Annotated in this window: 20 protein-coding genes and 1 pseudogene; 15 read left to right on the plus strand and 6 right to left on the minus strand. The window is 71.8% G+C overall.

All coding sequences use genetic code 11. The features are described from left to right. Nucleotides 1-114: 114 nt before the first annotated feature. Nucleotides 115-1,755, plus strand: a complete 1,641-nt coding sequence (gene pgm, locus ACF1A1_RS35565) for a phosphoglucomutase (alpha-D-glucose-1,6-bisphosphate-dependent) (RefSeq protein WP_392005723.1) — start codon at nt 115-117, stop codon at nt 1,753-1,755. Nucleotides 1,756-2,024: 269 nt separating this feature from the next. On the opposite strand, the gene ACF1A1_RS35570 is transcribed toward pgm, so the two are convergent. Beyond that, the gene (locus ACF1A1_RS35570; RefSeq protein ID WP_392005725.1) at nt 2,025-2,180 is read right to left on the minus strand and encodes a hypothetical protein; all 156 of its coding nucleotides are present in this window, start codon (nt 2,178-2,180) and stop codon (nt 2,025-2,027) included. 250 nt (nt 2,181-2,430) lie between these two features. Between ACF1A1_RS35570 and ACF1A1_RS35575 the strand changes: the two genes are divergently transcribed. The 7 genes from ACF1A1_RS35575 to ACF1A1_RS35605 all read left to right on the plus strand — a co-directional run bounded on the left by ACF1A1_RS35575 (nt 2,431) and on the right by ACF1A1_RS35605 (nt 13,666). Further along, nucleotides 2,431-2,925, plus strand: coding sequence for a DUF2243 domain-containing protein (locus tag ACF1A1_RS35575; RefSeq protein ID WP_392005727.1), 495 nt, complete (start codon nt 2,431-2,433; stop codon nt 2,923-2,925). Continuing rightward, nucleotides 2,922-3,815, plus strand: a complete 894-nt coding sequence (locus tag ACF1A1_RS35580; RefSeq protein WP_392005729.1) for a cytochrome c oxidase assembly protein — start codon at nt 2,922-2,924, stop codon at nt 3,813-3,815. The genes ACF1A1_RS35575 and ACF1A1_RS35580 overlap by 4 nt, the downstream gene beginning before the upstream one ends. Before the next feature lie 1,015 nt (nt 3,816-4,830). Next, nucleotides 4,831-5,679 (plus strand): PP2C family protein-serine/threonine phosphatase, encoded by an 849-nt coding sequence (locus tag ACF1A1_RS35585; protein ID WP_392005731.1) that lies wholly within the window; start codon nt 4,831-4,833, stop codon nt 5,677-5,679. 50 nt (nt 5,680-5,729) lie between these two features. Beyond that, nucleotides 5,730-6,737, plus strand: a complete 1,008-nt coding sequence (locus ACF1A1_RS35590) for an MASE1 domain-containing protein (RefSeq protein WP_392005732.1) — start codon at nt 5,730-5,732, stop codon at nt 6,735-6,737. Nucleotides 6,738-6,855: 118 nt separating this feature from the next. Continuing rightward, complete coding sequence (locus ACF1A1_RS35595; RefSeq protein WP_392005761.1) at nt 6,856-8,514, plus strand: catalase; 1,659 nt, start codon at nt 6,856-6,858, stop codon at nt 8,512-8,514. A gap of 221 nt (nt 8,515-8,735) precedes the next feature. Then, nucleotides 8,736-10,388, plus strand: coding sequence for a cellulase family glycosylhydrolase (locus ACF1A1_RS35600; RefSeq protein ID WP_392005733.1), 1,653 nt, complete (start codon nt 8,736-8,738; stop codon nt 10,386-10,388). A 263-nt stretch (nt 10,389-10,651) separates the two neighbouring features. Continuing rightward, complete coding sequence (locus ACF1A1_RS35605; RefSeq protein ID WP_392005734.1) at nt 10,652-13,666, plus strand: glycosyl hydrolase; 3,015 nt, start codon at nt 10,652-10,654, stop codon at nt 13,664-13,666. Nucleotides 13,667-13,771: 105 nt separating this feature from the next. On the opposite strand, the pseudogene ACF1A1_RS35610 reads toward ACF1A1_RS35605, so the two are convergent. Then, nucleotides 13,772-14,397, minus strand: a pseudogene (locus tag ACF1A1_RS35610) (DUF6629 family protein); the annotation flags it as partial. A gap of 220 nt (nt 14,398-14,617) precedes the next feature. Here ACF1A1_RS35610 and ACF1A1_RS35615 point away from each other — a divergent pair. Next, complete coding sequence (locus tag ACF1A1_RS35615) at nt 14,618-14,764, plus strand: hypothetical protein (RefSeq protein ID WP_392005766.1); 147 nt, start codon at nt 14,618-14,620, stop codon at nt 14,762-14,764. Between the two features lie 31 nt (nt 14,765-14,795). Here the strand turns inward: ACF1A1_RS35615 and ACF1A1_RS35620 are convergent, their stop codons facing one another. Beyond that, nucleotides 14,796-15,161, minus strand: coding sequence for an ATP-binding protein (locus tag ACF1A1_RS35620; protein ID WP_392005762.1), 366 nt, complete (start codon nt 15,159-15,161; stop codon nt 14,796-14,798). Between the two features lie 531 nt (nt 15,162-15,692). Between ACF1A1_RS35620 and ACF1A1_RS35625 the strand changes: the two genes are divergently transcribed. Together ACF1A1_RS35625 and htpG are read left to right on the plus strand one after the other, a co-directional pair. Continuing rightward, nucleotides 15,693-16,223 carry a hypothetical protein gene (locus ACF1A1_RS35625; protein ID WP_392005735.1) on the plus strand — a complete coding sequence of 177 codons (531 nt, stop codon included), beginning with the start codon at nt 15,693-15,695 and terminating at the stop codon, nt 16,221-16,223. A 287-nt stretch (nt 16,224-16,510) separates the two neighbouring features. After that, on the plus strand, nt 16,511-18,427 hold the full coding sequence (htpG, locus tag ACF1A1_RS35630; protein WP_392005736.1) for a molecular chaperone HtpG: 1,917 nt from the start codon (nt 16,511-16,513) through the stop codon (nt 18,425-18,427). A gap of 101 nt (nt 18,428-18,528) precedes the next feature. On the opposite strand, the gene ACF1A1_RS35635 is transcribed toward htpG, so the two are convergent. Then, on the minus strand, nt 18,529-19,419 hold the full coding sequence (locus ACF1A1_RS35635) for an SDR family oxidoreductase (RefSeq protein WP_392005737.1): 891 nt from the start codon (nt 19,417-19,419) through the stop codon (nt 18,529-18,531). A gap of 336 nt (nt 19,420-19,755) precedes the next feature. Here ACF1A1_RS35635 and ACF1A1_RS35640 point away from each other — a divergent pair, with 336 nt between their 5' ends. From ACF1A1_RS35640 to ACF1A1_RS35650, 3 genes are all read left to right on the plus strand, one after another. After that, nucleotides 19,756-20,742, plus strand: coding sequence for a glycoside hydrolase family 11 protein (locus ACF1A1_RS35640; protein WP_392005738.1), 987 nt, complete (start codon nt 19,756-19,758; stop codon nt 20,740-20,742). Between the two features lie 31 nt (nt 20,743-20,773). Then, the gene (locus ACF1A1_RS35645; protein WP_392005740.1) at nt 20,774-21,763 is read left to right on the plus strand and encodes a polysaccharide deacetylase family protein; all 990 of its coding nucleotides are present in this window, start codon (nt 20,774-20,776) and stop codon (nt 21,761-21,763) included. Nucleotides 21,764-21,848: 85 nt separating this feature from the next. After that, complete coding sequence (locus ACF1A1_RS35650; protein WP_392005742.1) at nt 21,849-22,604, plus strand: ZIP family metal transporter; 756 nt, start codon at nt 21,849-21,851, stop codon at nt 22,602-22,604. A 57-nt stretch (nt 22,605-22,661) separates the two neighbouring features. Here the strand turns inward: ACF1A1_RS35650 and ACF1A1_RS35655 are convergent, their stop codons facing one another. After that, entirely contained in the window at nt 22,662-23,819 is a 1,158-nt protein-coding gene (locus tag ACF1A1_RS35655) for a hypothetical protein (protein ID WP_392005744.1), read from the minus strand. A 424-nt stretch (nt 23,820-24,243) separates the two neighbouring features. Between ACF1A1_RS35655 and ACF1A1_RS35660 the strand changes: the two genes are divergently transcribed. Continuing rightward, on the plus strand, nt 24,244-25,713 hold the full coding sequence (locus ACF1A1_RS35660) for an MFS transporter (protein WP_392005764.1): 1,470 nt from the start codon (nt 24,244-24,246) through the stop codon (nt 25,711-25,713). Nucleotides 25,714-25,890: 177 nt separating this feature from the next. Here ACF1A1_RS35660 and ACF1A1_RS35665 read toward each other — a convergent pair whose 3' ends face one another. Continuing rightward, entirely contained in the window at nt 25,891-26,436 is a 546-nt protein-coding gene (locus ACF1A1_RS35665; protein WP_392005746.1) for a hypothetical protein, read from the minus strand. Nucleotides 26,437-26,687: the final 251 nt, after the last annotated feature.

Consider the following 26,687-nt stretch of genomic DNA (forward strand, 5'->3'; position numbering starts at 1 on the left):
TCCGCGGGACGGCCCGAACAGGCCGCACCGGACGGACCCGCCCTCGCGCACCGGTGCCGTGACGGGGAAAGATGAGGCGTCGAGCGACGGATCAACCATGCGGAGGAACGGACCATGCAGCACGAACGAGCGGGCCGGCCGGCCGGCCCCGAGGACCTCGCCGACGTCGCACGGCTGGTCACCGCGTACTACGCGCTGCACCCCGACCCGGCCGACCCGGCGCAGCGGGTGGCGTTCGGCACGTCGGGACACCGCGGATCGTCCCTGAACACGGCGTTCAACGAGGACCACATCGCCGCCACCAGCCAGGCCATCTGCGAGTACCGCACCGCCCAGGGCACCGACGGCCCCCTCTTCCTCGGCGCCGACACCCACGCCCTGTCCGAGCCCGCCCGGGTCACGGCCCTCGAGGTGTTCGCCGCCAACGACGTCACCGTGCTCATCGACAGCGCCGACGGCTACACGCCCACCCCGGCCGTCTCGCACGCCATCCTCGCCCACAACCGCGGCCGTTCCACGGGCCTCGCCGACGGTGTCGTCGTCACCCCGTCCCACAACCCGCCCGCCGACGGCGGGTTCAAGTACAACCCGCCCAGCGGCGGCCCCGCCGGCTCCGACGCCACCTCCTGGATCCAGGACCGGGCCAACGAGATCATCGCGGCCGGCCTCAAGGACGTACGCCGCATCCCCTACACCCGGGCGCTCGCCGCCCCCGGCACCGGCCGCCACGACTTCCTCGGCACCTACGTCGCCGACCTCCCGAACGTCCTCGACCTGGACGCCGTCCGCGCCGCCGGCGTCCGCATCGGCGCCGACCCGCTGGGCGGGGCCTCCGTCGCCTACTGGGGCCGTATCGCCGAACAGCACCGGCTCGACCTGACCGTGGTCAACCCGCTCACCGACCCCACCTGGCGGTTCATGACGCTGGACTGGGACGGCAAGATCCGCATGGACTGCTCGTCGCCGTACGCGATGGCCTCCCTCATCGACCAGCGGGACCGCTTCCGGATCGCCACGGGCAACGACGCCGACGCCGACCGGCACGGCATCGTCACACCGGACGCGGGCCTGATGAACCCCAACCACTACCTGGCCGCCGCCATCGCCTACCTGTACGCCCACCGCGAGCAGTGGCCCGAGGGCACGGGCATCGGCAAGACGCTCGTGTCGTCCTCGATGATCGACCGTGTCGCCGCCGACCTCGGCCGTCGGCTCGTCGAGGTGCCCGTCGGCTTCAAGTGGTTCGTGGACGGCCTGGTCGACGGCTCGCTCGGCTTCGGCGGCGAGGAGTCGGCCGGCGCCTCCTTCCTGCGCCGTGACGGCTCGGTGTGGACCACCGACAAGGACGGCATCATCCTGGCGCTGCTCGCCTCCGAGATCACCGCGGTCACCGACCGGACACCGTCGGAGCACTACGCCACCCTGACGGCGCGCTTCGGCGAGCCCGCGTACGCCCGTATCGACGCCCCGGCGACCCGCGAGGAGAAGGCGCTGCTCGCCAAGCTCTCGCCCGCCCAGGTCACCGCGGACACCCTCGCCGGGGAGGCGGTCACCGGCGTGCTCACCGAGGCTCCGGGCAACGGCGCGGCCATCGGCGGCATCAAGGTGACCACCGCCAACGCCTGGTTCGCCGCCCGCCCCTCCGGCACCGAGGACGTCTACAAGATCTACGCCGAGTCGTTCCAGGGGCCCGACCACCTCCGGCAGGTCCAGGAGGAGGCCAAGGACGTGGTCATGGCGGCACTCGGCGGCTGAGCGGACGGCACGCGGGCGGGGCCGGGCGACGGCGAACCAGGACGCGCCGCCGCTCCCGCCCGGTGTCAGCCGCACCGGCCCCGGGACGGGTGGGCTCGCAGGGTGAGGTGTCGCAGTCGTGTGTGCGGCTGACGCGCGCCATGACGTCGAGTGAGCCGTCCGGGGGCGGTCCATCGCGGTCCATCGCGGTCCATCGCGGTCCGCGAGGATCGCTCGGTGGGTGATGCCAGGCTGCCGGCCTCTGGCCGCCGACCGCCGAGGCGGTCGAGTCACACGTGCGGGCGTTCTTCGAGGGGCACTCCGTTGAGGTCGTCGACCACGACCACGACCACGACCACGACCTCGGGCCGGGGCGGCGAGAGGTGGTGCCCGCTCCGCGCGTTCTCGTCGTGGGGCCAGGCCCCCGCAGCGACAGCTGGGCCCATGTGACCGCCGGGTGCCGGGCCGCGATGGAGAACGGCGGTCACGGCTGGAGTTCGTCATGACCGCCCACGTCCGCGACCAGCGGTTCATCGAGCTCATGAAGAGGGTCGCCCGAGGCCCCGGCCTGGCACACGCGCGGCAGCGCGGCCCATCGCCATCGCCCGGATGCGGCACCAGGCGGGCATGCGGCGGGCGACGCGGGTACACGTAGCGCACCCGCAGAACCTTCCGTTCGTCAGGAGACCTGCCGCGATGAGCGCACCGGCCCGGCCCGTCCCTTCCGACGCCCGCCCGCAACCGGGGCGGTCGCTGGCCGTGTGCGGGCTGATCGGCGTGGCGGTGATGGCCGCCGTCGACGAGATCGTCTTCCACCAGATCCTGCACTGGCATCACTTCTACGACCGCTCCACTCCGGGCATCGGCCTGCTGTCCGACGGCCTGCTGCACACCGCCGAGCTCCTCGCGCTGGTCGCCGGGTTCTTCCTCTTCGCCGACCTGCGCCGACGCCGCGCCCTGGCCCCCGCCCACGCCCGGGCCGGCTTCCTCCTGGGGCTGGGCGCCTTCCAGCTCTTCGACGGGATCGTCGATCACAAGCTGCTGCGCCTGCACCAGATCCGCTACGGCGTCGACGTCACCCCCTACGACTGGGCGTGGAACACCGGCGGCCTCATCCTGCTCCTCGTCGGCGTCGCCCTGACCGTGCGCGCCCACCGCCGCACCCGGAACCGGCCGCCGGCGGCGGCGTGATCCTCGCCCACGCCCACCCCGGTCACAGCGGCAGCGGCGTCTTCGGGCCCGTCATCACCACGGCCGCGCTGCTGTCCGCCCTCGCCTACCTGCTGTCCGCCGCCCGGCTGCGTCGACGTGGCGACGCCTGGCCCCGCCACCGGGACGCGTCCTTCACCGCCGGCAGCGCCGCCCTGGCCGTCGCGCTCACCGGCACCCTGCCCGGCGAGCCGTTCACCTCCCACGTGGCCCAGCACCTCACCGTCGCCATGGCCGCCCCGCTGCTGCTGATCCTCGCCCGCCCCCTCGCCCTCGCCCTGCGCACCCTGCCGCCCGGACCGGCCCGCCGCGCTCTGCCGGCCGCAGCCCATTCCCGGCCCGTCACCTGGCTGCTCTTCCCACCCCTGGCCGCCGTCCTGGACATCGGCGGCCTGTGGCTGCTCCATCGAACGGACCTGCTGGCCACCACCCACCACCAGCCGCTGCTCGGCACAGTCGTGCACGCCCACGTCCTGGCGGCCGGGCTGCTGTTCACCTTCACCATCTGCCAACTCGACCCGGTCCGCCGCCGGTGGAGCCTCGCCTTGCGCGGCACCACCCTGCTGGCCGCCGGATCGGCCCACGCCGTCCTCGCCAAGACCCTCTACACCACACCGCCGCCCGGTACTGCCTTCACCACCGGCGACCTGCACACCGCGTCCCAGCTGATGTACTACGGCGGCGACCTCGTCGACCTCGCCCTCGCCGGCGTCCTCGCCGCCCGCTGGTACGCCACCACCGGCCGCGCCCACCGCCGCGGGAGTCCGGCGAGAGACGCCGAGCCGATCACGTCTTCGCCGGTCACCGTCGGCAGAAGGCCCCTCCGGTCGGGCCGCGAACGCGGCAGAGCGAAACGACCGTCCGAAGGGTGAGCCCCGGCGGGAAGTGCGCGCCGCACCCGCGGCGGGAGATGCGCGACGAAGTGACGGCCGGCCCGGTGAGCGGCCGCCGCCCGGCACGGCGCAGGACCGGCCCCACATCAGCCGGCCGGCCGCGCCGACGTCGCGCGTAGGCGTCGCGCGCCGGCGTCTGCCTCCGGCCGAGGATCCTGCCGGCCGCGCCGCTGGGCCGCTTGAACGGCGCCGCCGAAGGGTCCGGCGCGGCGACATCGCGTGGGCGCAGCCGGAACGCGCTCGACCGGTCCCCGCCCGCGTCACGAGCCGGCCGGACCGCCGACGACTCTCGGTGGCCGGTGGCCGGTGGCCGGCGGGCGGTCGGCAGGGAGGCCGGCGTGGATGCCAAGGCCGCGCCGCGCGCCGGCTCGGGGCCGACGCCTGCGTGGGGCCGGCGGCCCCGCCGATCCGGGCGGCCGGCGGGAGAGGCCCGCGGCCAGGCCCGGAGCCGCCCCCCGCTGCACTTGGCGGCGGCCCGCCGCGCACACCGCCCTCCGCGCACCGCCCTCCGCGCACTGCCCGCCGCGCACACCGCCCGCCGCGCACCGCCCTCCGCGCACTGCCCGCCGCGCACACCGCCCGCCGCGCGCCCCCGAGCCGCACCCCCCTGCGCCACACCACAAAGCGGCGCACCCGGCCGCCCGGGCCCTCCAAGAGCACTACGGCGACGACCCCGCTGCCCGAGAAGCCCCTGCGTGAAGTTCCTCTCCGAACGCCTCCAGCGCGCCGACTCGCCCTGCGCATCTCTCGCGACGCGGCTCTTCTGAGCCCCTGCGGCCGGCCGACCGCCCCACGAGGAACGGGCCCGCGCACTGCTCGTACCGGAGACCGAGCCGGAGACGACCCACGCCTGCGGCACCACGTCCGGGCCCGTCGTCCCGGAGCCGGCCGGCCCGCTCGCACTGTCAGACCCCACACCTGGGTCGCTATCATCCTTTAAGCGCAATATGTGACTTTCGCCCCGAAGGGGCTCCCGTCCTCTCCGGAGTGATCCATGTCCCGCAAGCGCCCCACGGACGACGGCGACGAGCTGCTGGCCAGACTCGGATCGCTCACCGCCCAGGCGCGCGAACGCGCGGAACTGCAACGCTCCCGCGTCGAGCTGGCCATCGCCCTGCAACGCGGCATGCTTCCGAGGGACCTCCCCACCGCCCGCGGCGTCCGCCTGGCCGTCCAGTACGCGCCCGCCTGCTACGGCCTCAACGTGGGCGGCGACTGGTACGACGCCTTCGCCCTGCCCGACGGCCGCATCGGCCTGTCCATCGGAGACGTCCAGGGCCACAACATCGAGGCGACCGCCTTCATGGGCCAGGTCCGCGTCGGACTGCGCGCCCTGGCCTCCGTCACCGGCGAGCCCGGCGAACTGCTCGCCCGCACCAACGACCTGCTGCTGTCCCTCGGCAGCGACCTCTTCGCCACCTGCACCTTCATGCGCCTCGACCCGGTCACCGGCGTCCTGGAGAGCGCCCGGGCCGGCCACATCCCCTGCGTCTGGGCCACGGCCGACGGCCAGTCCGGTGTCACCGAGGACGAGGGCGGACCGCCCCTCGGCGTCCAGGAGGGCATGGACTACCCCGTCACCCGCTACCGGCTCACCAAGGGCGGTGTGTTCGTCCTGCTCACCGACGGCGTCGTGGAAGGGCCGTCCATGAGCGTCGAGGAGGGCCTCGACCAGGTGGTCCGCCTGGCGGGCATCGCCGCCGTCGCGGGCCTGGAGGCCGGCTCGCTCGCCGCCGCCGTGATCAAGGGCGCCGAACGGGTGGGACACGAGGACGACGCGGCCGTCCTCGTCGTAGGACACGACGGGGTCCTGGGGGAGTACGGGAGCCCGGTTCAGCCATAGGGCCGGACGGGAGCCCTCTCACCTCGCCGACGGCGCCGCGCCGGTGTCTGATGGCTGCTGTGGTGGGTACCAGCGATCTGCGCCGGCCGGCCGTCCTCGCCCTCGAGACGGCGGCCGTGGCCGCCTGTTACTACGCGGCCGGGCGGCTCGGTCTGCTGCGGCAGCTCGTCGTCGAGGGAGCCGTCTTCACCCCCATCTGGCCGCCCTCGGGCGTCGCCGTGGCCTGCCTGCTGATCTTCGGCATCCGGGTGTGGGCGGGCATCGCCCTCGGGGCGCTCCTCGTCATCATGTCGCTGACCGCGCTGCGGCCTTACGCGCTCGTCAACCTGGTGGGCAACACGGCCGCCCCCGTCTGCGCCTACCTCATGCTGCGCAGGGTGGGGTTCCGCAAGGACCTCGCCCGTTTACGGGACGGTCTCGCCCTGGTCTTCCTCGGGGCCCTGACCGCCATGCTGATCAGCTCCACCCTCGGCGTCGGCCTCCTCGTCGTCACCGACAGGCTGGCCACGGACAGCTTCTGGCCCGTCTGGCTGGCGTGGTGGGTCGGCGACGCGATGGGCGTCCTGCTCGTCACCCCCGTCCTGCTGCTCCTGTACACCCTGCGCAGCCCGCCGCCGCTGACCCGCTGGAAGGAGGCCACGGGCCTGGCCCTCATCACCGTCGCCCTCGTGCCGTTCGCCACCCACAGCCACATCAGCCTGCTCTTCCTCGTCTACCCCCTGCTGACCTGGGCGGCGCTGCGCTTCCAGCTCGCGGGCAGCATGCTGTGCGCCCTGTTCACCTCGGTCATGGCCACCATCGCGGCCACCGACGAGGTCGGCCCCTTCGCCGAGCTGACCCGCATCGAAGTCATGATCAAACTGCAGGCCTTCAACGGCACGATGGCGCTGACCGCCCTGCTGCTCTCGGCCGTCATCACCGAACAGCGCAACACCAGGCGCTCCGTGGAACGCGCCTGCCAGGAACTGGTCGAGGTCCTGGAACACCTCACCGCCGGGGACGCCTCCCACGGACGGCCCCCGAAGGACAGCGACGGCATACCGCCGCAGGACCACTGACCAGGCGTGAGTGAACTCGGGGTCCCGGGTACCCGGACGACCCTCAGCCCCGGCGGCGGTTGCCCGGCAGCCCCGCACCCTCGCAAGCGTGGGGGACGAGCCCAAGGAGCCCAAGGACATGACGGACGTATCGAGCAAGGGGCCCGCTCCCGGAGACGACCGGAAGGTGCTCACCAACCGGCAGGGTCATCCCGTCTACGACAACCAGAACCAGCGCACCGTCGGCGCCCGCGGCCCGGCCACGTTGGAGAACTACCAGTTCCTCGAGAAGATCAGCCACTTCGACCGCGAGCGCATCCCGGAGCGCGTCGTGCACGCCCGCGGTGTCACGGCGTACGGGTACTTCGAGGCGTACGGCACCTGGGGCGACGAGCCGATCAGCCGCTACACCCGCGCCAAGCTCTTCCAGGAGCGGGGCAAGCGCACCGACCTGGCCGTCCGCTTCTCCACCGTGATCGGCGGCCGCGACTCCTCCGAGGCCGCCCGCGACCCGCGCGGCTTCGCCGTGAAGTTCTACACCGAGGACGGCAACTGGGACCTCGTCGGCAACAACCTGGGCGTCTTCTTCATCCGGGACGCGATCAAGTTCCCGGACGTCATCCACGCCCTGAAGCCCGACCCGGTCACCTTCGAGCAGCAGCCGCGCCGCATCTTCGACTTCATGTCGCAGACCCCCGAGGCCATGCACATGCTCGTCAACCTCTTCAGCCCCCGCGGCATCCCCGCCGACTACCGGCACATGCAGGGCTTCGGCGTCAACACCTACAAGTGGGTGAACGACGCGGGCGAGACCAAGCTGGTCAAGTACCACTGGATGCCCAAGGCAGGCGTGCGCAGCATGACCGAGGAGGACGCGGCGAACGTCCAGGCGGAGTCCCTCGGCCACGCCACCAAGGACCTGTACGAGGCGGTGGGACGCGGTGACCACCCCGAGTGGGAGCTGCTCGTCCAGATGATGGACGACCACGACCACCCGGAACTGGACTTCGACCCCCTGGACGACACCAAGACCTGGCCCGAGCAGGAGTTCCCGCCCAAACCGGTCGGGAGGATGGTGCTCGACCGCATGCCGGAGAACTTCTTCGCCGAGAACGAGCAGATCTCCTTCGGCACCGGGGTCCTCGTCGACGGCCTGGACTTCTCCGACGACAAGATGCTCGTCGGCCGGACGTTCTCCTACAGCGACACCCAGCGGCACCGCGTCGGCCCCAACTACCTCCAACTGCCGGTCAACCATGCCAAGAACGCGAACGTCCGCACCAACCAGCGCGACGGGCAGATGACTTACCACGTGGACGGCGGGGGCGAGAACCCGAGCGTCAACTACGAGCCCTCGATCACCGGTGGGCTGCGGGAGGCGCAGCACCCCACGCACGACGAGCAGGGCCCGGAGATCCGCGGCCGCCTCACCCGCAAGCGGATCCCCCGCACCAATGACTACCTCCAGGCCGGCCAGCGCTATCTGCTGATGGAGCAGTGGGAGCGCGACGACCTGGTCAAGAACCTCACCGCCGCGCTCGCCCAGTGCGACCGCCCGGTGCAGGAACGCATGGTCTGGCACTTCCTCCTGGTCGAGAACGACCTCGGTCTCCGGATCGGTGAGGGCCTCGGCATCACCCCGGAGGACGTCGCCGACCTCGAGCCGCTGGCGAGCCAGGACCTCACGGAGGAGGACCGCGAACGCCTCGCCCACCTCGGCAAGAACCCGCCCCGCGACGTGGAGGGCCTCACGATGACCCACTGCGTCCCGGACGAACGGCACGTCGTGACCCGCTGAGCGACCCAGCCGTCGGCCACTCCGTCACCGCCACGGAGTGGCCGACGGCGTGTGTCCGGGCGTCCGGTGCGTACGCGCCGGCGTGTTGGGTGGACCGACGGGGTCGGTCACGGACGTCCTGCGCGATGGCTTGACGTGTACTTGGCACAGTGGCTTTATGGGAGCGCTCCCACCCTTTCTTCTGATGCCTGAGTTTCTGGCGCTCACTCCCTGGAGTCGCAGTGAGAAGAGCACGAAGCACGACACGAAAAAGGTTCCTGCCCACCCTGGCCACCCTCCTCGGCCTCGCCGTGGTCCTCGGCTTCCTGGCCCCGGCCGCGCAGGCCGCCCAGTCCCCCCGGGCCCTGGCCACCGGCCTGCACATCAGCAACGGCCGGCTGGTCGAGGGCAACGGCAACGACTTCGTCATGCGGGGCGTCAACCACGCCCACACCTGGTACCCGGGCGAGACGCAGTCCCTGGCCGACGTGAAGGCGCTCGGCGCCAACACCGTCCGCGTTGTCCTCTCCAACGGCCACCGCTGGACGAAGAACAGCCCGGACGACGTCGCCAACGTTATCGACCAGTGCAAGGCCAACCGCCTCATCTGCGTCCTGGAGGTGCACGACACCACCGGTTACGCGGAGGAGGCCGCGGCCGGCACCCTCGACCAGGCGGCCGACTACTGGATCGGACTGAAGGACGTCCTGGCCGGCGAGGAGAACTACGTCATCGTCAACATCGGCAACGAGCCCTGGGGCAACACCAACCCCGAGGGCTGGACCGCCCCGACGATCGCCGCGATCAAGAAACTGCGCAACGCCGGTCTCGAGCACACGATCATGGTGGACGCGCCGAACTGGGGCCAGGACTGGCAGGGCGTCATGCGCGCCAACGCCCAGACCGTGTACGACGCCGACCCCACCGGCAACCTGATCTTCTCGATCCACATGTACAGCGTCTTCGACACGGCCCAGGAGATCACCGACTACCTGAGCGCCTTCGTCAACGCCCGGCTTCCTCTCCTCATCGGCGAGTTCGGCGGACCCGCAGACCAGTGGGGCGACCCCGACGAGGACACCATGATGGCCGAGGCCCAGCGGCTGCGCCTCGGCTACCTGGCCTGGTCCTGGAGCGGCAACACCGACCCGATCCTCGACCTGGCCATCGACTTCGACCCCAGCCGGCTCAGCGCCTGGGGCCAGCGCATCTTCAACGGCGCCAACGGCATCGCCCAGACCGCCAAGGAGGCCACCGTCTTCGGCGGCACCGGCCCCGGCGACACCCAGGCCCCGACGGCCCCCGGCACCCCGGCCGCCTCCGCCGTGACCGCCACGTTCGCCAAGCTGACCTGGACCGCGTCCACTGACAACGTTGGCGTGGCCGGCTACGACGTCGTCCGTGTCAGCGGCGGCACCGAGACCAAGGCCGCCGCCTCGACGACGAACAGCGCCACGCTGACCGGCCTCACCGCCAACACCCCGTACACCTTCGCCGTCTACGCCCGCGACGCGGCCGGAAACCGCTCACCCCGCTCGGCGACGGTCAACGCCACCACCAGCGCCGCACCGGCCGGCGGCTGCTCCGTCGGCTACCGCGTCGTGGGGGAGTGGTCCGGCGGCTTCCAGGCCGAGATCGTCCTCCGCAACACCGGCACCGCCCCCGTCACCGGCTGGACGCTCGCCTTCGCCTTCGCCAACGGACAGACCGTCACCAACATGTGGGGAGGCACCCCCGCGCAGAACGGCGGCACGGTCACCGTCACCCCCGCCTCCTACACCTCCACCATCCCCGCCGCCGGCTCGGTCACCGTCGGCTTCATCGGCAGCAAGGGCGCCACCAACACCGCACCGACCGCGTTCACCCTCAACGGCGCCACCTGCGCCACCGCCTGACCGCCGGTCCGTTCCCCACCGGTCGGCGGGGGGTCCGTGACCTCCCGCCGACCGGCATCCCCCGCGCGTCCCGGTCACCCGCACCGGGGACCGGTCCGGGGACGCTCCCGGCGCCCCGGAACGCCCGCCCCAACATCTTGACCTCGCTCCACAACCAGGCTTAACGTTCCGGCGCTCATGCTGACTGAATCGATTCAGTCGCTCATGAACCCTTGGGGGCGCCTCGTGCAGGAACGCAGGAACTCGTCTCGCAGCCCGGCGGCATGTCCCGCCGCGCGATCCTCGCCACCGGACTGGCCGCGGGTGTCGTGGCGGCCGTCGGCTCCGGCGCCCCCGCCGGGGCCACGCCCTCCGCCCCCGCCGGGGCCACGCCCTCCGCCGCCGACGGGCCCGGGCCGACGGCCGACTGGTTCACCGACCCCGCACGGGCGGTGCGCCCGAGGTTCCGGTGGTGGTGGCCGGACGGGCTGGTCGACGCCGACGAGATCGCACGCGAGATCGACCAGATGGCGGACGCGGGCTTCGGCGGCGCCGAGATCGCCGCGGTCCACCACAGCGTCAGGGACAAGTCGGTCCTGGACACCGCACGCCACGGCTGGGGCAGCGGACCGTGGCGCGAGGGAGTCGAGGCCGCCCTGCGCCGCGCCGCGCGACGGGGCCTCACCCTCGACCTCACGCTCGGCCCCAGCTGGCCCGTCGCGGTCCCCGGCGTCACCCCGGACGACGAGGCGGCCGCCAAGGAACTCGTCCACGGACGCGTGTCGCTGGCCGGTGGAGCGACCTACGAAGGCCCCGTCCCGCCCCCCGTCCACGCACCCGCCGCCGGAGTGACCGGCCGGCGGCTCCTCGCCGTGCAGGCGGCCCGCGTCGAGACCGCGTACTCCACCCGCAAGGAGACCGGACTCGACCCCACCAGCGTGCGCGACCTCACCGCCACCGTCGTCGACGGCTCCCTGACCTGGACGGCGCCCGAGGACGGCGCGTGGGTGCTCCTCTCCTACTGGTGGCGTGGCTCCGGCCAGCAGCCGGAGTCCGGTCCCCACTCGGCGCCGCCCGCCCATGTCGTCGACCACCTCAGCCCCGCCGGAACCGCGGCCGTCACCGGCTTCTGGGAGCGGCACCTGCTGACCCCGTCCCTGCGGGGCCTGCTGAGGGCGGCCGGCGGCGCGTTCTTCGAGGACTCCGTCGAGCTGGAGACCGACGGCCTGACCTGGACACCGTCACTGCCGGACGCGTTCGAGGAGCACACCGGCCGGCCCCTGCTGCCGTACCTGCCCGTGGTCGTCCTGGACCACGGCAACCAGGTCTTCGCCTACGAGGCGCAACTCACCCGCCAGATCAGGCACGACTTCTGGGAAACCGTCTCGGGCCTGTTCAACCGCCACCACCTGGGCGCCCTGCGCGACTGGGCGCACACCCTGGGCATGACCCTGCGGTCCCAGCCCTACGGCCTGCAGACCGACGCCATCGCGTCGGCGGCCGTCCTCGACGTCTGCGAGGGCGAATCGCTGGGCTTCAAGAACCTCGACGACTACCGCTGCCTGGCCGGAGGCAGGGACATGGCGGGGCACACGGTGCTGTCCTGCGAGGCGGGCGCCTACAACGGCTCCGCCTACAGCACCACCTGGGACCGCTTCCTGCGCACCATGGGCGGCGCCTACGCGGCCGGCGTCAACCAGACCGTCGTCCACGGCTTCTCCTACGCCACCGCTCCCGGCGCCCCCTGGCCGGGCTTCGCCGCCTTCAGCCCGTACAACGGCACGCCCGGGTACGGCGAGTCGTGGGGACCCCGGCAGCCCACCTGGCAGCACATCCGGGACATCTCCGGGTACCTGGGACGGGTGCACGCCGTCCTGCGGACCGGCACCGCCCGCGCGGACGTCGCCGTCTTCCGGCAGACCGGCTACACCGCCACCGGCATCGGCGCCTCCTGGTTCACCGCGACCGGCGTCCCGCTCGGCTGGACCCACCAGTTCCTCAGCGGCCCCCTGCTCGACCTGCCCAACGCCACCGTCAGGGACGGCCGGCTGGCACCCGACGGACCCGCCTACAAGGCGCTGTTCGTCGAGGGCGACTTCTTCCACGGCTCCACGCCCACCCTGGCCCCGGCCGACGCCCGCCGGCTGCTCCATTTCGCCGAGGCGGGACTGCCGGTCGTCCTCCTGGGCGCCTTCGACCAGGCGCTGACCCCCGGGGTGTCCGACGCGGACGAGACGGACCGCCTCCGCGAAGTCCTCGCCCGCCTGCTGGCCCTCCCCAACGTCGTCCGGGTCACGGACAGGACGGCGGTCGGTGACGCCCTCGACCGGCTCGGCGTCGTCCCGGACGTCCGCCACGCCACCGCCTCCACCCTCCTGAACGCGCACCGCGTCACGCGGGACGCCGACTTCTACTACCTCTGCAACGGCAAGCACGCGGAGACCGTCAAACCGCCCGTCGCCGCGATCGACCACGAGGTGACGCTGCGCCGTACGGGCGGCACGCGCGCGGGAACGACGGTCCCGTACCGCCTCGATCCGTGGACCGGCGAGGTCGTGCGGATCGCCCGCTACACCGAGGCCGACGGCGAGGTCACCGTCCGCGTCGCCCTCCAGCCCGGACAGGCGACGATCGTCGCGCTCGGACGGCCCGGACTCCTCGGCGACCGCACCGGAGCCCGGCCGCACGTCCTCGACACGGACGCCCCCGAAGTGCTGTTCCACGACGGGCGGCTGACCGTCCGCGCCGACACGGCGGGCACGTACACGACACGACTGTCCCGGGGACGCCCGCGCACCACGACGATCCCGCCCGTGCCCGCCCCGATCACCCCGAGCCGATGGCGGCTGGAGGTGGAGGACTGGTACCCGGGCGCCGCCCCCACCCTGACCGACCGGGTCCGGCGCACGCTGACCCTCGACACCCTGCTGCCCTGGTCACGGATCCCGGACCTGGCCGACTCCGCCGGCATCGGCCGCTACCGCACGACGATCGTCCTGCCGCCGGAGTGGACGTCGTCCCACGGCGCTCGTCTGGAACTGGGGCAGGTCGCCGACACCGTGCGCGTGAAGGTCAACGGCAGAGCGGCGCCCCCCGTCGACCGGCTGCGCCCGGTCGTCGACGTCGGCACGCTGCTCCGCGCCGGCCGCAACGTCATCGAGGTGGAGGTCGCGACCCCCCTCGTCAACCGCCTCCGGGTCACCCGGCCCGCTGTGTTCGGCACCGCGTCCCGTCAGGAGTACGGCCTCGTCGGCCCCGTCCGCCTGGTTCCCTACGGGCAGGCGGTGGTCGCCGGCTGACGCCGGACGACGCGCCGACGTGACCAGCGGAAACGGGGGCCCGGTCCGCAGGCTCGGGGGACCGGGCCCCACTCCTGTGGTGAGTCGGCGCCCGGCGCCCGTGCCTCCGGGCGTCCCCACGGCGGCCGGCCGCGACCGCACCCAACCGAACAGCACCATCGGGCAGACGGCGGCGAGCGCGCACCAGGTCGAGACGAACTCCAGCCGCCACAGCGTCCAGCAGGCCGACGCGCCCACCGCGACCAGCGCCCCCAGCACCAGCAGGCGGCGGTCACCGGACAGGAGCAGCGAACCCACCGTGGCCACCAGATAGCCCGCGACGAGCAGGGGCGTCTGGGGAAGGCCGAACGCGTAGCCGACCGTGCGACCGCGGATCTCGGCCGTCACCGGCCCGGTGGCGAGGCCGTACGCGAGCACCGCCGCAGTCGCCGCGCCCACCGCGAGCAGGAGGAACAGCCGGCGCGGGGCCCGCCGCGGGGCGGCACACCACACTCCGGCCGGCACCCATACCGCCAGCACCGGCAGCGCGATGACGGCCCAGACGACCGTGGCGGGCCCACCGCCTCCCCCCGCGTCCCAGACCACCGCCTCCACGATCTGATGGGCCCCAGCAACAGCGGCAGTGCCGCCGGCGGCAGATCCCGGCCGGCGCCGACCCGCGTCACACAGGCCACGCCGACCGCCGCGACGCCGGCGCCCGCCACCAGGTCGGCCGTCGCACTCCAGCACATGACGCCACCCCGGGGTCGCTCTCGCCGCGCGTGTCCGCCCCTGTCGCGGCCACGCTATGTGCCGCCCGGCGGCCGGCCCGGGTGACACGACGGCTTCCCTGCCCGGCCACCGGGTGAGACGGGACCGGACCGGGGTGAGACGGGACCGGACCGGGGTAGACGCATGCATACCCAGGCCTTGCCGCACCGGCCTGGCCTCGACCGATTCAGGAGGACAGTCGTGCCAGGGATGCTGGAGAAGATCAAGCAGTTCAGCAGGAGCCCGCAGGGGCGTCGCACCATCGAGCAGGTTCGCCGCGCGTCCGCCGACCCGAGGCGCCGGGCCCAGGCCCGGCGACTGTTCGGCAAGTTGCGGGGGCGCCGCTGAGGTGACCGGCCCCGGGCGACAGGGGGACCCGTCAGGACGTGGTGGACGGCGGACGGAAGCACGCGATGACCGTCTTGCCGTGCGGGCACGGACGGGTCTCCCAGCTGTCGGCCAGGGCGTCGACGAGCAGCATCCCGCGTCCGCCCACGCGTTCCGTGCTGGGCGGACGCGGGGTCGGCAGGACGGCCGACGAGTCGTGGACGGCGATGTGCAGACAGCGGCTGTCCCAGGTCAGCACCAGCTGAGCGCTGCCGCGTGCGTGCCGGTGGGCGTTGGTGACGAGTTCCGAGACGGTCAGCAGCACGGCGTCCACCGTCTCCGGGGCGCCGGTGGTCCACCCCAGGGTGTCGAGGTGCTGGCGGGCCCAGTCACGTGCTTCCTTGACCGTGCTGTTCATCGGCAGGGTGCGGGCCCAGCCCACGGCCCGCATCGCTGATCCGTCCACCGTTTCGTCTCCCTCGGTCGGTGCCACTGAGGCAGCGTGTACCCGCCGGAAAGGCGGTGAAGCCGCGCGACCGCGGTCCGCACCGGGCCGACCCGGTATCGAGGACGGGCCGTCACCTCCCGGAAGCCACGTGACCGAGACCGAATCCGCGCCGCGCCGCGGCGCTCCTCCCCGCCCGCGCCGCCCGCTCCTCCCTGCCTCACGGAGGGCCCGCCGCGCCGGCCCGGTCTCGCGACCTCCGCCCGCGTCGCCGCCATCCGGGCCGCCATCGCCGGCCGCCTGCACGTCACCGTCGAGGATGTGGCCCCGGGTGGCCGTCGGCGCCGTGATCCGCAGTCGGTCGTCCGGGACACGCCGGAAAACGACGAGCCCGTTGTCAGTGGTCTGCAGAAGAATGCTTGCAACAGGGATCAACACCGGCGCCGAACGGGGTAAGCGGTGTCCAGTTCCCGATCACGGTCCCCTCCCGGAAAGGCCACGCCGATGCAGCTCACCCACGATCACGCGCACCCCCTCGTCCCGGGCGCCGCCGACGCGCGCCGCGCCGTCTGCCCCCTCCAGCGCGGTCGACGCGAACCCGCGCGCCCGGCAGGGCGTTCGCTCACCCCCAGGACGCCACCGGACCCACAGCACGAGGACCGGCCGGCGATACGCAAGAGCCCCGTGGGCGACGCCCCCGTCCCGTACCGCCCTCGCCCCTCGGTCCCGCGCAGCGCCGCCGAGGCCGACGTCCTGCGGGTCGTCTCCGACTCCCGTACGGCCGTGTTCGTGACCCAGTACGCGGACGGGCGCCGCCGGTACAGCTACTGGCGGCCCGTCGACTCCGACACCGGCCGCGGTGGGTGCTACGTCGCCCTGCCGACCGACGTGTGCGAGCAGCTGCGCGCCTCCGGTCGGATCACGCTCGGCGATCCCGTCACCGACCCGGCGAAGACCACCTACCGGGTCCGGCCCGCCCGCACACCCGCGGCGTCCGCGGGGGCGCCGGCACGGGAACGCAGGCGCGCGGCCTGAACGGAACCCGCCGGCTCCAGGGCGCGATGATCACCCGTCCGGCCGAGACTGCGGTCATCGGCGGGGGGAAACCGGATCCCGGGCCGGGCGCCCGTGCTCCGCGTCCCGGTCCCGGGTGGCCGCGGTCGATCATCCCCGAGTCGACGGCGGCCACCCCCCTCACGGCGCACGGCAGCGGGCTTCGCCGCCCGACGGGGAGGATCCGCACCGATCCCGTGACCTGCTGTCCTAGAGTGGCTGCCGTCAGTCAGTTCCGGACGTCTGGGACCGAGAGGTAGTCGCGAACCATGCCGACCGAAACGTTTGAGTTTCAGGTGGAGGCCCGTCAGCTCCTGCAGCTGATGATCCACTCGATCTACTCGAACAAGGATGTCTTCCTGCGTGAACTCGTCTCCAACGCTTCCGACGCGTTGGACAAGCTGCGCCTCGCATCCCTGCGGGACGACACGCTCGACGTCGACGTGTCCGACCTGCACATCGAGCTCGAGGCCGACAGCGACGCCCGCACCCTCACGGTGCGGGACAACGGCATCGGGATGTCGTACGACGAGGTCGCCCTACTCATCGGCACGATCGCCAACTCCGGCACGGCCAAGTTCCTGGAGGAGCTGCGGCAGGCCGAGGACGCCGCCGGCGCGGAGGGGCTCATCGGGCAGTTCGGCGTCGGCTTCTACTCCAGCTTCATGGTGGCGGACGAGGTCGTCCTGGTGACCCGGCGGGCCGGCGAGAGCCAGGGCACGCGCTGGTCGTCACGCGGGGAGGGCACGTACACGCTGGAGACGGTGGACGACGCCCCGCAGGGCACGGCGATCACCCTGCACCTGAAGCCGGCCGATCCCGAGAACCAACTCCACGACTACACCTCCGCGTGGAAGATCCGGGAGATCGTCAAGCGCTACTCCGACTTCATCACCTGGCCCATCCGCATGGTCCCGCAGCCGCCGGCCGCGACGGACGGCGGTGACGCCGAGGCCGCGCCCGAGCCCGAGACGCTGAACTCGATGAAGGCTCTGTGGGCGCGTTCGCGTGACGAGGTGAAGGACGAGGAGTACCACGAGCTCTACAAGCACATCAGCCACGACTGGACGAACCCCCTGGAGACGATCCGGCTCCAGGCGGAGGGCACCTTCGAGTACCAGGCCCTGCTGTTCATCCCGTCGCACGCCCCTCACGACCTGTTCACCCAGGGGTACAAGCGGGGCGTGCAGTTGTACGTCAAGCGCGTCTTCATCATGGACGACTGCGAGGCGCTGCTGCCGCCGTACCTGCGCTTCGTCAAGGGCGTCGTCGACGCCCAGGACCTCTCGCTCAACGTGTCCCGCGAGATCCTCCAGCAGGACCGCCACATCCAGATGATGCACCGCCGGCTGGCGAAGAAGGTGCTGTCCACGGTCAAGGACATGATGACCTCGGCGCCCGACCGGTACGCCACCTTCTGGCGGGAGTTCGGCGCCGTCCTCAAGGAGGGACTCGTCACCGACGCGGAGAACCGCGACGCCCTCCTCGCCGTCTCGTCGTTCGCCACCACGCACGACGACACCGAACCGACCACGCTCAAGCAGTACGTGGAGCGGATGAAGGACGGGCAGGACACCATCTACTTCATGACGGGCGAGTCCCGCGCGGGCATCGAGAACTCCCCGCACATGGAGGCGTTCCGGGCCAAGGGCATCGAGGTCCTGCTGCTCACCGACCCGGTCGACGAGGTGTGGACCGACGCGGTGGGCGAGTACGAGGGCAAGCGGCTGCGCTCCGTCGCCAAGGGCGAGATCGACCTGGACTCCGACGGGGAGACGGCGTCCGACGAGGACCGCGAGAAGCAGGGTGCGGAGTTCGCCGGCCTGCTCGGCTGGATGAAGGAGCAACTCGGCGAGGACATCAAGGAGGTACGCCTGTCCTCCCGCCTCACCGTCTCCCCGGCCTGCCTGGTCTCCGACACGCACGACCTGACCCCGGCGCTGGAGAACCTGTACCGCGCGATGGGCCAGGAGGTGCCCCGCACCCAGCGCATCCTCGAACTGAACCCCGACCACACGCTGGTCAAGGGCCTGAACCAGGCCTTCACGGACGGCAAGGACCGTACGGCCCTGGCCGAGAGCGCCGAACTCCTCCACGGCCTCGCGGTACTCGCCGAGGGCGGCCGGCCGGCCGAGCCGGCGAGGTTCGTGCAACTGCTGGCGGAGCGCCTCGAGCGCGCGCTGTAGAACACGGGCCGCGCGGACGGCACGCCCGTCCCCACGGGCGCCGTCCGCACGGCCGACGGGACGGGCGGGCACGCCGAGGCGTGCCCGCCCTCCGCCTCCGCTCAGGGCAGCGGTGTGCCGCCGGTCGCGTTGAGGATCTCGGCGGTGATGAAGCTCGCCTCCTGGGAGGCGAGGTACACATAGGCCGGGGCCAGTTCGGCCGGCTGCGCCGGGCGGCCCAGCGGACTCTGCTTGCCGAACTCGGCCGTGTCGGGCATGGTCGCGGGAATCAGCGGCGTCCACACGGGGCCCGGCGCGACCGCGTTGACGCGGACACCGCGCTCCGCGACCATCTGGGCGAGTCCCTGCGTGAACGTGACGATCGCGCCCTTGGTCATCGCGTAGTCCAGCAGGTGCGGGCTGGGCTTGTAGGCCTGCACCGACGTGGAGTTGATGACGCTGCCGCCCGCCGGGATGTGCGGCAGCGCGAACTTCGTCAGCCAGAACATGCCGTAGAGGTTCGTGCGCAGGACCCGGTCGAACTGCTCGGTCGTGATGGCCTCGATGCCGTCCGGCTGTGACATCTGGTACGCCGCGTTGTTCACCAGGACGTCGATGCCCCCGAACTCCGCGACGGCCCGGTCGATCAGCGCACGGCAGGCGCTCTCCTCACGAATGTCGCAGGACACGGCCACGGCCTTGCGCCCGGCGTCCTCCACCAGCCGGGAGGTCTCGCGTGCCTCGCCCGCCTCCTCCTCGAGGTAGGTGAACAGCACGTCGGCTCCCTCGCGGGCGAAGGCCAGGGCCACCGCCCGCCCGATGCCGGAGTCCCCGCCCGTGATCACCGTCCTGCGGCCCTCCAGCCGGCCGGAACCACGGTAGGACTCCTCACCGTGGTCGGGCGGCGGGTCCATCGGCCCGGTCCGCCCCGGGTGCGGCTGGTCCTGCTGGGGGAAGTCCGGGCGCGGGTGCTGGGTGGTCGGGTCCTGACGAGTGCTGCGCTCGTCTGTCACGTCGGCCTCCTCCTGTCGGCGGGCATGTGCGGGAGACCGGGTTCCCTGACCGCGCAGAGCGAAAAAGGCGGACTCGGTCCTGCATCGGAAAGTCTTCGAATGTTTCGAAGTCCGACGCTTTCCAATTGATCTCGAATTCGCGACCTAAGTGCGGGAGGTAGGCCTACTGCCACATCAATGGCCAGCGAACAGGGAGGATAACGAGTGACGGTGATCCCCGCTGGACGAACGTTTCGAAACTCGGACCGAAACTGTTGACTGTTGATGGGGTCAGGTCAACACTTTCGCCACTGACAGGGCTTGCCCGCACCCGTCCCGCGAGGAGGAAGCACGGACATGCACCCTTACGTCGAAACCGAGAGCCGCGGCCGCGGCCGTCGCCTGCCGTTCGTTCGCAGCGCCTGGGCCATCGCGCTGGCCGCCGTGATCACGCTGCTGCTGCCGAACGCCGCGAGCGCCGACACGGTCGTCACCACGAACCAGACCGGCACCCACAACGGCTACTACTACTCGTTCTGGACCGACAGCCCCGGAACGGTCTCCATGAACCTGGCCTCCGGCGGCAACTACAGCACCTCATGGCGCAACACCGGCAACTTCGTGGCGGGCAAGGGCTGGAGCACCGGCAGCCGCAGGAGCGTGACGTACTCGGGCGGCTTCAACCCGTCCGGCAACGCCTACCTGACCCTCTACGGGTGGATGTCGAACCCGCTCGTGGAGTACTACATCGTCGACAACTGGGGCACCTACCGGCCCACGGGAACGTTCAAGGGCACCGTCACCAGCGACGGCGGTACGTACGACATCTACCAGACCACGCGCTACAACGCCCCGTCCGTCGAAGGCACCCGCACCTTCAACCAGTACTGGAGCGTGAGGCAGTCGAAGCGGACCGGCGGAACCATCACCACCGGCAACCACTTCGACGCCTGGGCCCGCGCCGGAATGCCCCTGGGCAGCTTCAGCTACTACATGATCATGGCGACCGAGGGATACCAGAGCAGCGGGAACTCCAACATCACGGTGGGCGGCACCGGTTCGGGCGGTGGTGGCGGCAGCGGCTGCACCGCGACCCTGTCCGCGGGCCAGCAGTGGAGCGACCGGTACAACCTCAACGTGTCGGTCAGCGGTTCCAGCGACTGGACGGTGACCATGAACGTCCCGTCCCCGGCGAAGGTGCTCTCCACCTGGAACATCAGCGCCGGCTACCCCAGCGCGCAGGTGCTGACCGCCAAACCCAACGGCAGCGGCAACAACTGGGGCGTGACCATCCAGCCCAACGGCAACTGGACCTGGCCGACGGTTTCCTGCACCACGACCTGACCCGCGCATCCCCACGCTGGAGGACCACCTCATGAGAGCCGGACCGCGTCACCCGAATCGCCTACTGGTCACGGCACTGGCCGTGGCCGCGACGGCCGCCGCGACCACCCTCACCGCCGGCACCGCCCCGGCACGAGCCGCCGCCTGCAACGGGTACGTCGGGCTCACCTTCGACGACGGCCCGTCCGGCAGCACGCCGAGCCTGCTCAACGCACTCAGGCAGAACGGGCTGCGGGCCACGATGTTCAACCAGGGCCAGTACGCCGCCGCCAACCCGGCCCAGGTCCGGGCCCAGGTCGAAGCCGGCATGTGGGTCGGCAACCACAGCTACACCCACCCCCGTCTCACCCAGCAGAGCCAGGCGCAGATCGACTCGGAGATCTCCCGGACCCAGCAGGCGATCGCGGCCGCGGGCGGCGGCACACCGAAGCTGTTCCGGCCCCCGTACGGCGACACCAACCCGACGGTGAAGTCGGTCGCGGCCAAGTACGGCCTGACCGAGATCATCTGGGACGTCGACTCCCAGGACTGGAACGGCGTCGGCACCGACGCCATCGTCCAGGCCGCCGGCCGGCTCACCAACGGCCAGATCATGCTCATGCACGACTGGTCGGCCAACACGCTCGCGGCGATCCCGCGCATCGCCCAGGGTCTGGCCGCCCGCGGGCTGTGCGCCGGAATGATCTCTCCGCAGACCGGCCGCGCGGTGGCCCCCGACGGCGGCGGCACCGGCGGTGGCGGTGGCGGCGGTGGCAGCAGTTGTACGGCGACGCTGACCGCGGGCCGGCAGTGGAGTGACCGGTACAACCTGAACGTCTCGGTCAGCGGGTCCAGTGCGTGGACGGTGACGATGAACGTGCCGTCCCCGGCGAAGATCATCGCGACCTGGAACATCAGCGCCGCCTATCCCAGCGCCCAGGTCCTGACGGCGAAACCCAACGGCAGCGGCAACAACTGGGGCGTCACCGTCCAGACCAACGGCACCTGGACCTGGCCCACGGTCTCCTGCGGCACGACCTGACCTCCGGTGAAGTGACCTCACCCGTTCGGGACCTTCAGCCGCTGTTTCCGTCGTGACCGGTGATTCCGCGGGTACGCGAGGGAACATGACGGATGCTCTGGTCGCCGGTGGGTGGGGACTCCTCGCCGGGTCGGCTCTGCTGGTGGGTGCGCTCCTGGGCTATGCGTTGCGGGTACCGCAACGGGTGATCGCCTACGTCATGGCGTTCGGTGCCGGGGTGCTGTTGTCCGCGGTCTCCTTCGAACTACTGGAGGAGGCGCACCGGGAGGCGGGTCTGATCCCCACGGCGCTCGGAACGCTGCTCGGCGCCGCGGCCTACACCGGCGGCAACGTGTGGCTGGCCCGGCGCGGCGCCCGGCACCGCAAGCGGTCCGGCCACGGAGCCCGGCAGCCGTCGGAGGAACAACAGGCGGGGTCGGGCAACGCGCTGGCGCTCGGCGCGCTCCTGGACGGCGTTCCGGAGTCGGCGGTCATCGGCGTGAGCCTGCTGAACGGCGGATCGGTGAGCCTCGTGACGGTGGCGGCCGTGTTCGTCAGCAACGTGCCCGAGGGACTGTCGAGTTCGGCGGGCATGCGGAGCGCCGGCCGCGGCGCGCGCTACGTCTTCGGGGTGTGGGGGGCGATCGCGGCGGCCAGCGCGGTCTCCGCGGTGCTGGGATACACGGTCGTCGGAGCACTGCCGGAGACCGTGGTCGCCACGGTGACGGCCCTGGCGGCAGGAGCGATCCTCGCCATGGTCGCGGACACGATGATCCCGGAAGCCTTCGAGGAGACCCATCTGGCTCTCGGGCTGATCACCGCGTCCGGCTTCCTGGCGTCCTTCGCCCTGTCGCACCTCTGAACGGCCGGGTCCCCGGTCCACCGGCACCGGGGACCCGCCGCACTGCGTGCGGTCGCCTCAACAGATCGACTGCGTGCTGTTCACCAGGGTGTTGTTGCGGAAGGTCGTGTTCGTGCCGCACGGGCTCTCGCGTATGGCGGAGTTGGTCACCGTGAGGTTCTGGACGGTGATGTCGGAGTTGTTGGGGAACTCCGAGCGGGCCGCCAGCCGGATCTCACCACCGCCGGTGACACTGCCGCCGCGGGCGGCGACGTTCACGTTGTAGCAGTTCTCGATCAGGATCGCGTTGTTGCCGGTGTGGGAGAGGGTCACCCGGTCGATGACCGCGCCCCCGCTCTCCGAGACGCAGAAGACTCCGCGCCCGCCACCACGGGCCACGACCTCGCCGACGCGGATGTTCGTCGGGTAGGAGCTGCCGATCCGGCCGTTGCGGTTGGCCATGCGGAAGGCCGCGTAGCCGGTGCCGGTACCGGCGTTCTCCGCGTCGACCTTGGTGACCGTGGCGTTGACGGTCTGGTTGAGGAGGAGGCCGGACTCGCCGACGTTGCGGGCCGTCACCGTGCCGATGGTGATGCCGTCCACGCCGTACGTCTCCACCGCGTGGCTGCTGGCGCCGGAGACGTAGACGTTGTCGATGCGGACGTTCCTCGTCCACTGGCTGGTGTCGCCGCGGTTGTCGATGCGCACGCCGAGGCCGGCCGACAGGCGCATGTCGATCTGGCCGAGGACCACGTTCTGCACGTTGCGCAGGAAGATGCCGTACAGCGGGGTGCCCGTGACGTTCAGGTGCTGGACCTCCACGTCCCGGGTGCCGCGGGAGTAGACCGGGGCCTGGTCGCCGGTGCCTGTGCCGGTGACGTTGATCGTGCCGCAGACGTCGAGCGTGGTGTAGCTGGGCAGTGAGATGCGCGAACCGGCCGACATCGAGCCCGAACCGCGGACGACGACCCGTTCCTTGGCCGTGCGGCCGGCGGTGAGGCTGTTCACCGCCGCCTGGACGGCCGCGCGCATGTCGGTTCCCGTGTACACGGTGCTGCCGCCGCGCCGGGCGGTCCAACTGCCGCCGTTGAGCACGGCCTCCGCGTGGTAGGAACCGTCACCGCAGGCGGCGACAGCGCGCGTGGGGGCGGCGCCGGCGGGGGCGGTGAGCGTACCCGCGGTGCTGAGGAGGGCGATGGCCCCGGTGGCGGCGAGGAGTGCGGCTCTGCGTCCCATGAGGGTCTGTCCTCTCGTCGAACCGATTTCGACTGAATCGATTCATCCTGTGGGGGAGGGCGAGTCTGGCAACGCGGTGGCGGCGGGTCAATGGGTGTGACCCGGTACGTCGCACACCGCCTCGAACACTCCAGGTGTGAGGGGCGGTTCCGTGGGCAGGCGCGGTGGTGTGGGAACGCGGGGCGGCGCACCTGGGGAGGTCTGCGCCGCCCCGCCGTAGTGGCGACGAACACTGTGCGGTGTGACATCGCCTTCCCGGGGAAACCGGTGGCGGAGTGCGTCAATATGCCCAAAGGGGTCGAACGGGACGCACGTTGCACGATGCACGGTCGAGGAAAGGTGCTTGGGTACCGTGGCCGACGTACCGCCGGAAGGCTCCCCGGGGCCGCACAGCACACGGCATCCGGGCGGCACATCGACGAAGCTGCCCGACCATGTGCGCAGGGACCTCGTCCGCAGGCTCAGGCGCAACAAGCGCGCCTTCCGCCAGGACGACGTGCAGGTCGTGGAGCGTCCGCTGCTCCGCCGCGCGGTCGGCGCCTCGGCCCTCGGCAACTGCATGGAGTGGTTCGACTTCGGCGTCTACAGCTACCTCGCCGCCACCATCGGCAAGGTCTTCTTCCCCGGAGCCTCCCCGGCCGCCCAACTGATCTCCTCCTTCGCCACGTTCGCCGCCGCGTTCGTGGTGCGCCCGCTCGGCGGTCTCGTCTTCGGCCCGCTCGGCGACCGGCTCGGGCGGCAGAAGGTGCTCGCCACCACCATGATCATGATGGCCGTCGGCACCTTCGCCATCGGCCTCATCCCCAGCTATGCCACGATCGGTGTCGCCGCTCCCGTCCTGCTCCTGCTCGCCCGCATGGTGCAGGGCTTCTCCACGGGAGGCGAGTACGGCGGAGCGACGACCTTCGTCGCCGAGTACTCACCCGACCGGCGCCGCGGCTACCTCTCCAGCTGGCTCGACTTCGGCACCTTCGTCGGATACGCCCTCGGTTCGGCCCTGGTCACCGTGCTGAACCTCGCCCTGACCGACGATCAGATGCTGGCCTGGGGCTGGCGCATCCCCTTCCTCATCGCCGGCCCCCTGGGTGTGATCGGTCTGTACATGCGGCTCAAGCTGGAGGAGTCGCCCGCCTTCCAGCGACAGCTCGACGAACACGAGCACAGCCTGGCCCAGGCGTCGGCGGGCAGCGAGTTCCGCACCATTCTCCGCAACCACTGGCGGGCCCTGCTGGTCTGCACGGGCCTCGTGCTCCTCTACAACGTCACCAACTACATGGTCACCGGGTTCCTGCCGACCTATCTGACGCAGGACCTGAACCGCTCGAGCAGCTTCGCGGACACCCTGGTGCTGGCCGGCATGGTGTGGATCGTGCTGCTGATCACCTTCATCGGCCGGCTCAGCGACCGCGTGGGCCGGCGCCCGGTGTACGGCGTCTCGGCCGCCGCGATGATCATCCTGGCCGTGCCCGCGTTCCTGCTGATCAAGTCGGAGGCGACCTGGCCACCCGTCCTCGGAGTGCTCGTCCTCTCGACCCTGCTGGCGGGCTTCGCCGCACCGAGCGCCGCCACCCTGCCCGCGCTCTTCCCGACGGCCGTCCGCTACGCCGCCATGGGCATCGGCTTCAACTTCGCCGTCGCCGCGTTCGGAGGCACCACCCCGCTGGTCACCGAGGCGCTCGTCGAGGTCACGGGCAACGACATGATGCCCGCCTACTACCTCATGGCGGCCGGAGCCATCGGTCTGCTGACCGTCAGGTTCCTTCCGGAAAGTGCCCAGGTACCGCTGAACGGCTCGCCGCCCATGGTGGGTTCCGACACGGAACGCAAGGAGCTGATCGCCGCCTCCGGACAGCTCTACCGGGCGACCAGCGGCGCGCCCTCCGCCGGCCGCTGACCGCGATCCGGCCACGGCCCGCGAGCGGCGGCCGTCCCGGACCGCTCGCGCCCGTCCCCCGGCTGCTCCCTCCGCCCCGGGAGGGCGCCGCCGCTCAGTCCTTCCGGCCCCGGAGGCGTGACGCCGGTGCTCACGGCCGTCGGCGTGCGGCGCTCCGGGGCTGTGCGGTGACGTGCGTCAGCGGGTGGTCCCCCAGGTGTGGGCGACGTCGATGACGAGGTGGTCGGCCAGCCGCAGTACCCGGAAGGGCAGCCGGGCGCGTACGCCGAGCCCGATCTGCGTGTCACCCTCGAAGCTGCCGACGAACCGGGCGTCGCGGAAGGTGGAGTAGCCGGTGAGGTTCACGCCCGGCAGCGGCCGGCCGGGGCGCCCCGCATAGGTGGGCTCGCCGGTCTCGGGGTCGTACGACGGCGCGTGCACCCTGACCTCCAGGACGGCCCCGCCGGCGACCGGAATGTACTGGCCCGACCCGTCCTGGTAGATGCGGTCGACGTACCGGACGGAGTAACCGAGGGTCTCGCTGCCCGCGCCGGGGATGTCGATGACCATCCGGTCGTAGCAGTCGTGCCGGCCGGTCCTGACGTTCCGCACCGGCTCCGCCGAGGAGGCGGGGTACGTCTTGTCGAGGCTGCCCCAGCCGGTGGGACAGACGACGGCGGCCCGGGGGGCGGCGACGGGAGCGGCCTCCGCCGGTACCACGGCCACGCCCAGGGTGGCGGTCATGAGAGCGGTGGTCGCCCAGAAGGTTCTGTTTCGTACCATTGTGTCCCCCCGAGTCAGTGTGACTGATATCAGGTGAGACAACCTGGTTCACTCAAAGGTTGCACGGGTTTTACCGAAATTTCCACCCCTCTCCTTGGCGCGGCAGCTGAGCGGGGAGTGGGGGGCGGGCCGGGGCCGCCACGGGGTGCGTCGTGGCGGCCGCGGCTGCTATCGCGTCGGGCATGGTCAGGCCAGGCCGTGGGCGGACTTCT

The sequence above is a fragment of the Streptomyces sp. NPDC014995 genome (assembly GCF_043080745.1).
Taxonomy (GTDB): domain Bacteria; phylum Actinomycetota; class Actinomycetes; order Streptomycetales; family Streptomycetaceae; genus Streptomyces.

Coding starts and splice junctions, on each gene's coding strand:
- pgm (WP_392005723.1), top strand. CDS start 115: ATGCAGCACGAACGAGCGGGCCGGCCGGCCGGCCCCGAGGACCTCGCC.
- ACF1A1_RS35665 (WP_392005746.1), bottom strand. CDS start 26,436: ATGACCGCCACCCTGGGCGTGGCCGTGGTACCGGCGGAGGCCGCTCCC.
- ACF1A1_RS35620 (WP_392005762.1), bottom strand. CDS start 15,161: ATGAACAGCACGGTCAAGGAAGCACGTGACTGGGCCCGCCAGCACCTC.
- ACF1A1_RS35585 (WP_392005731.1), top strand. CDS start 4,831: ATGTCCCGCAAGCGCCCCACGGACGACGGCGACGAGCTGCTGGCCAGA.
- ACF1A1_RS35605 (WP_392005734.1), top strand. CDS start 10,652: ATGTCCCGCCGCGCGATCCTCGCCACCGGACTGGCCGCGGGTGTCGTG.
- ACF1A1_RS35575 (WP_392005727.1), top strand. CDS start 2,431: ATGAGCGCACCGGCCCGGCCCGTCCCTTCCGACGCCCGCCCGCAACCG.
- ACF1A1_RS35645 (WP_392005740.1), top strand. CDS start 20,774: ATGAGAGCCGGACCGCGTCACCCGAATCGCCTACTGGTCACGGCACTG.
- ACF1A1_RS35650 (WP_392005742.1), top strand. CDS start 21,849: ATGACGGATGCTCTGGTCGCCGGTGGGTGGGGACTCCTCGCCGGGTCG.
- ACF1A1_RS35655 (WP_392005744.1), bottom strand. CDS start 23,819: ATGGGACGCAGAGCCGCACTCCTCGCCGCCACCGGGGCCATCGCCCTC.
- ACF1A1_RS35625 (WP_392005735.1), top strand. CDS start 15,693: ATGCAGCTCACCCACGATCACGCGCACCCCCTCGTCCCGGGCGCCGCC.
- ACF1A1_RS35595 (WP_392005761.1), top strand. CDS start 6,856: ATGACGGACGTATCGAGCAAGGGGCCCGCTCCCGGAGACGACCGGAAG.
- ACF1A1_RS35570 (WP_392005725.1), bottom strand. CDS start 2,180: ATGGGCCCAGCTGTCGCTGCGGGGGCCTGGCCCCACGACGAGAACGCG.
- ACF1A1_RS35640 (WP_392005738.1), top strand. CDS start 19,756: ATGCACCCTTACGTCGAAACCGAGAGCCGCGGCCGCGGCCGTCGCCTG.
- ACF1A1_RS35590 (WP_392005732.1), top strand. CDS start 5,730: ATGGCTGCTGTGGTGGGTACCAGCGATCTGCGCCGGCCGGCCGTCCTC.
- htpG (WP_392005736.1), top strand. CDS start 16,511: ATGCCGACCGAAACGTTTGAGTTTCAGGTGGAGGCCCGTCAGCTCCTG.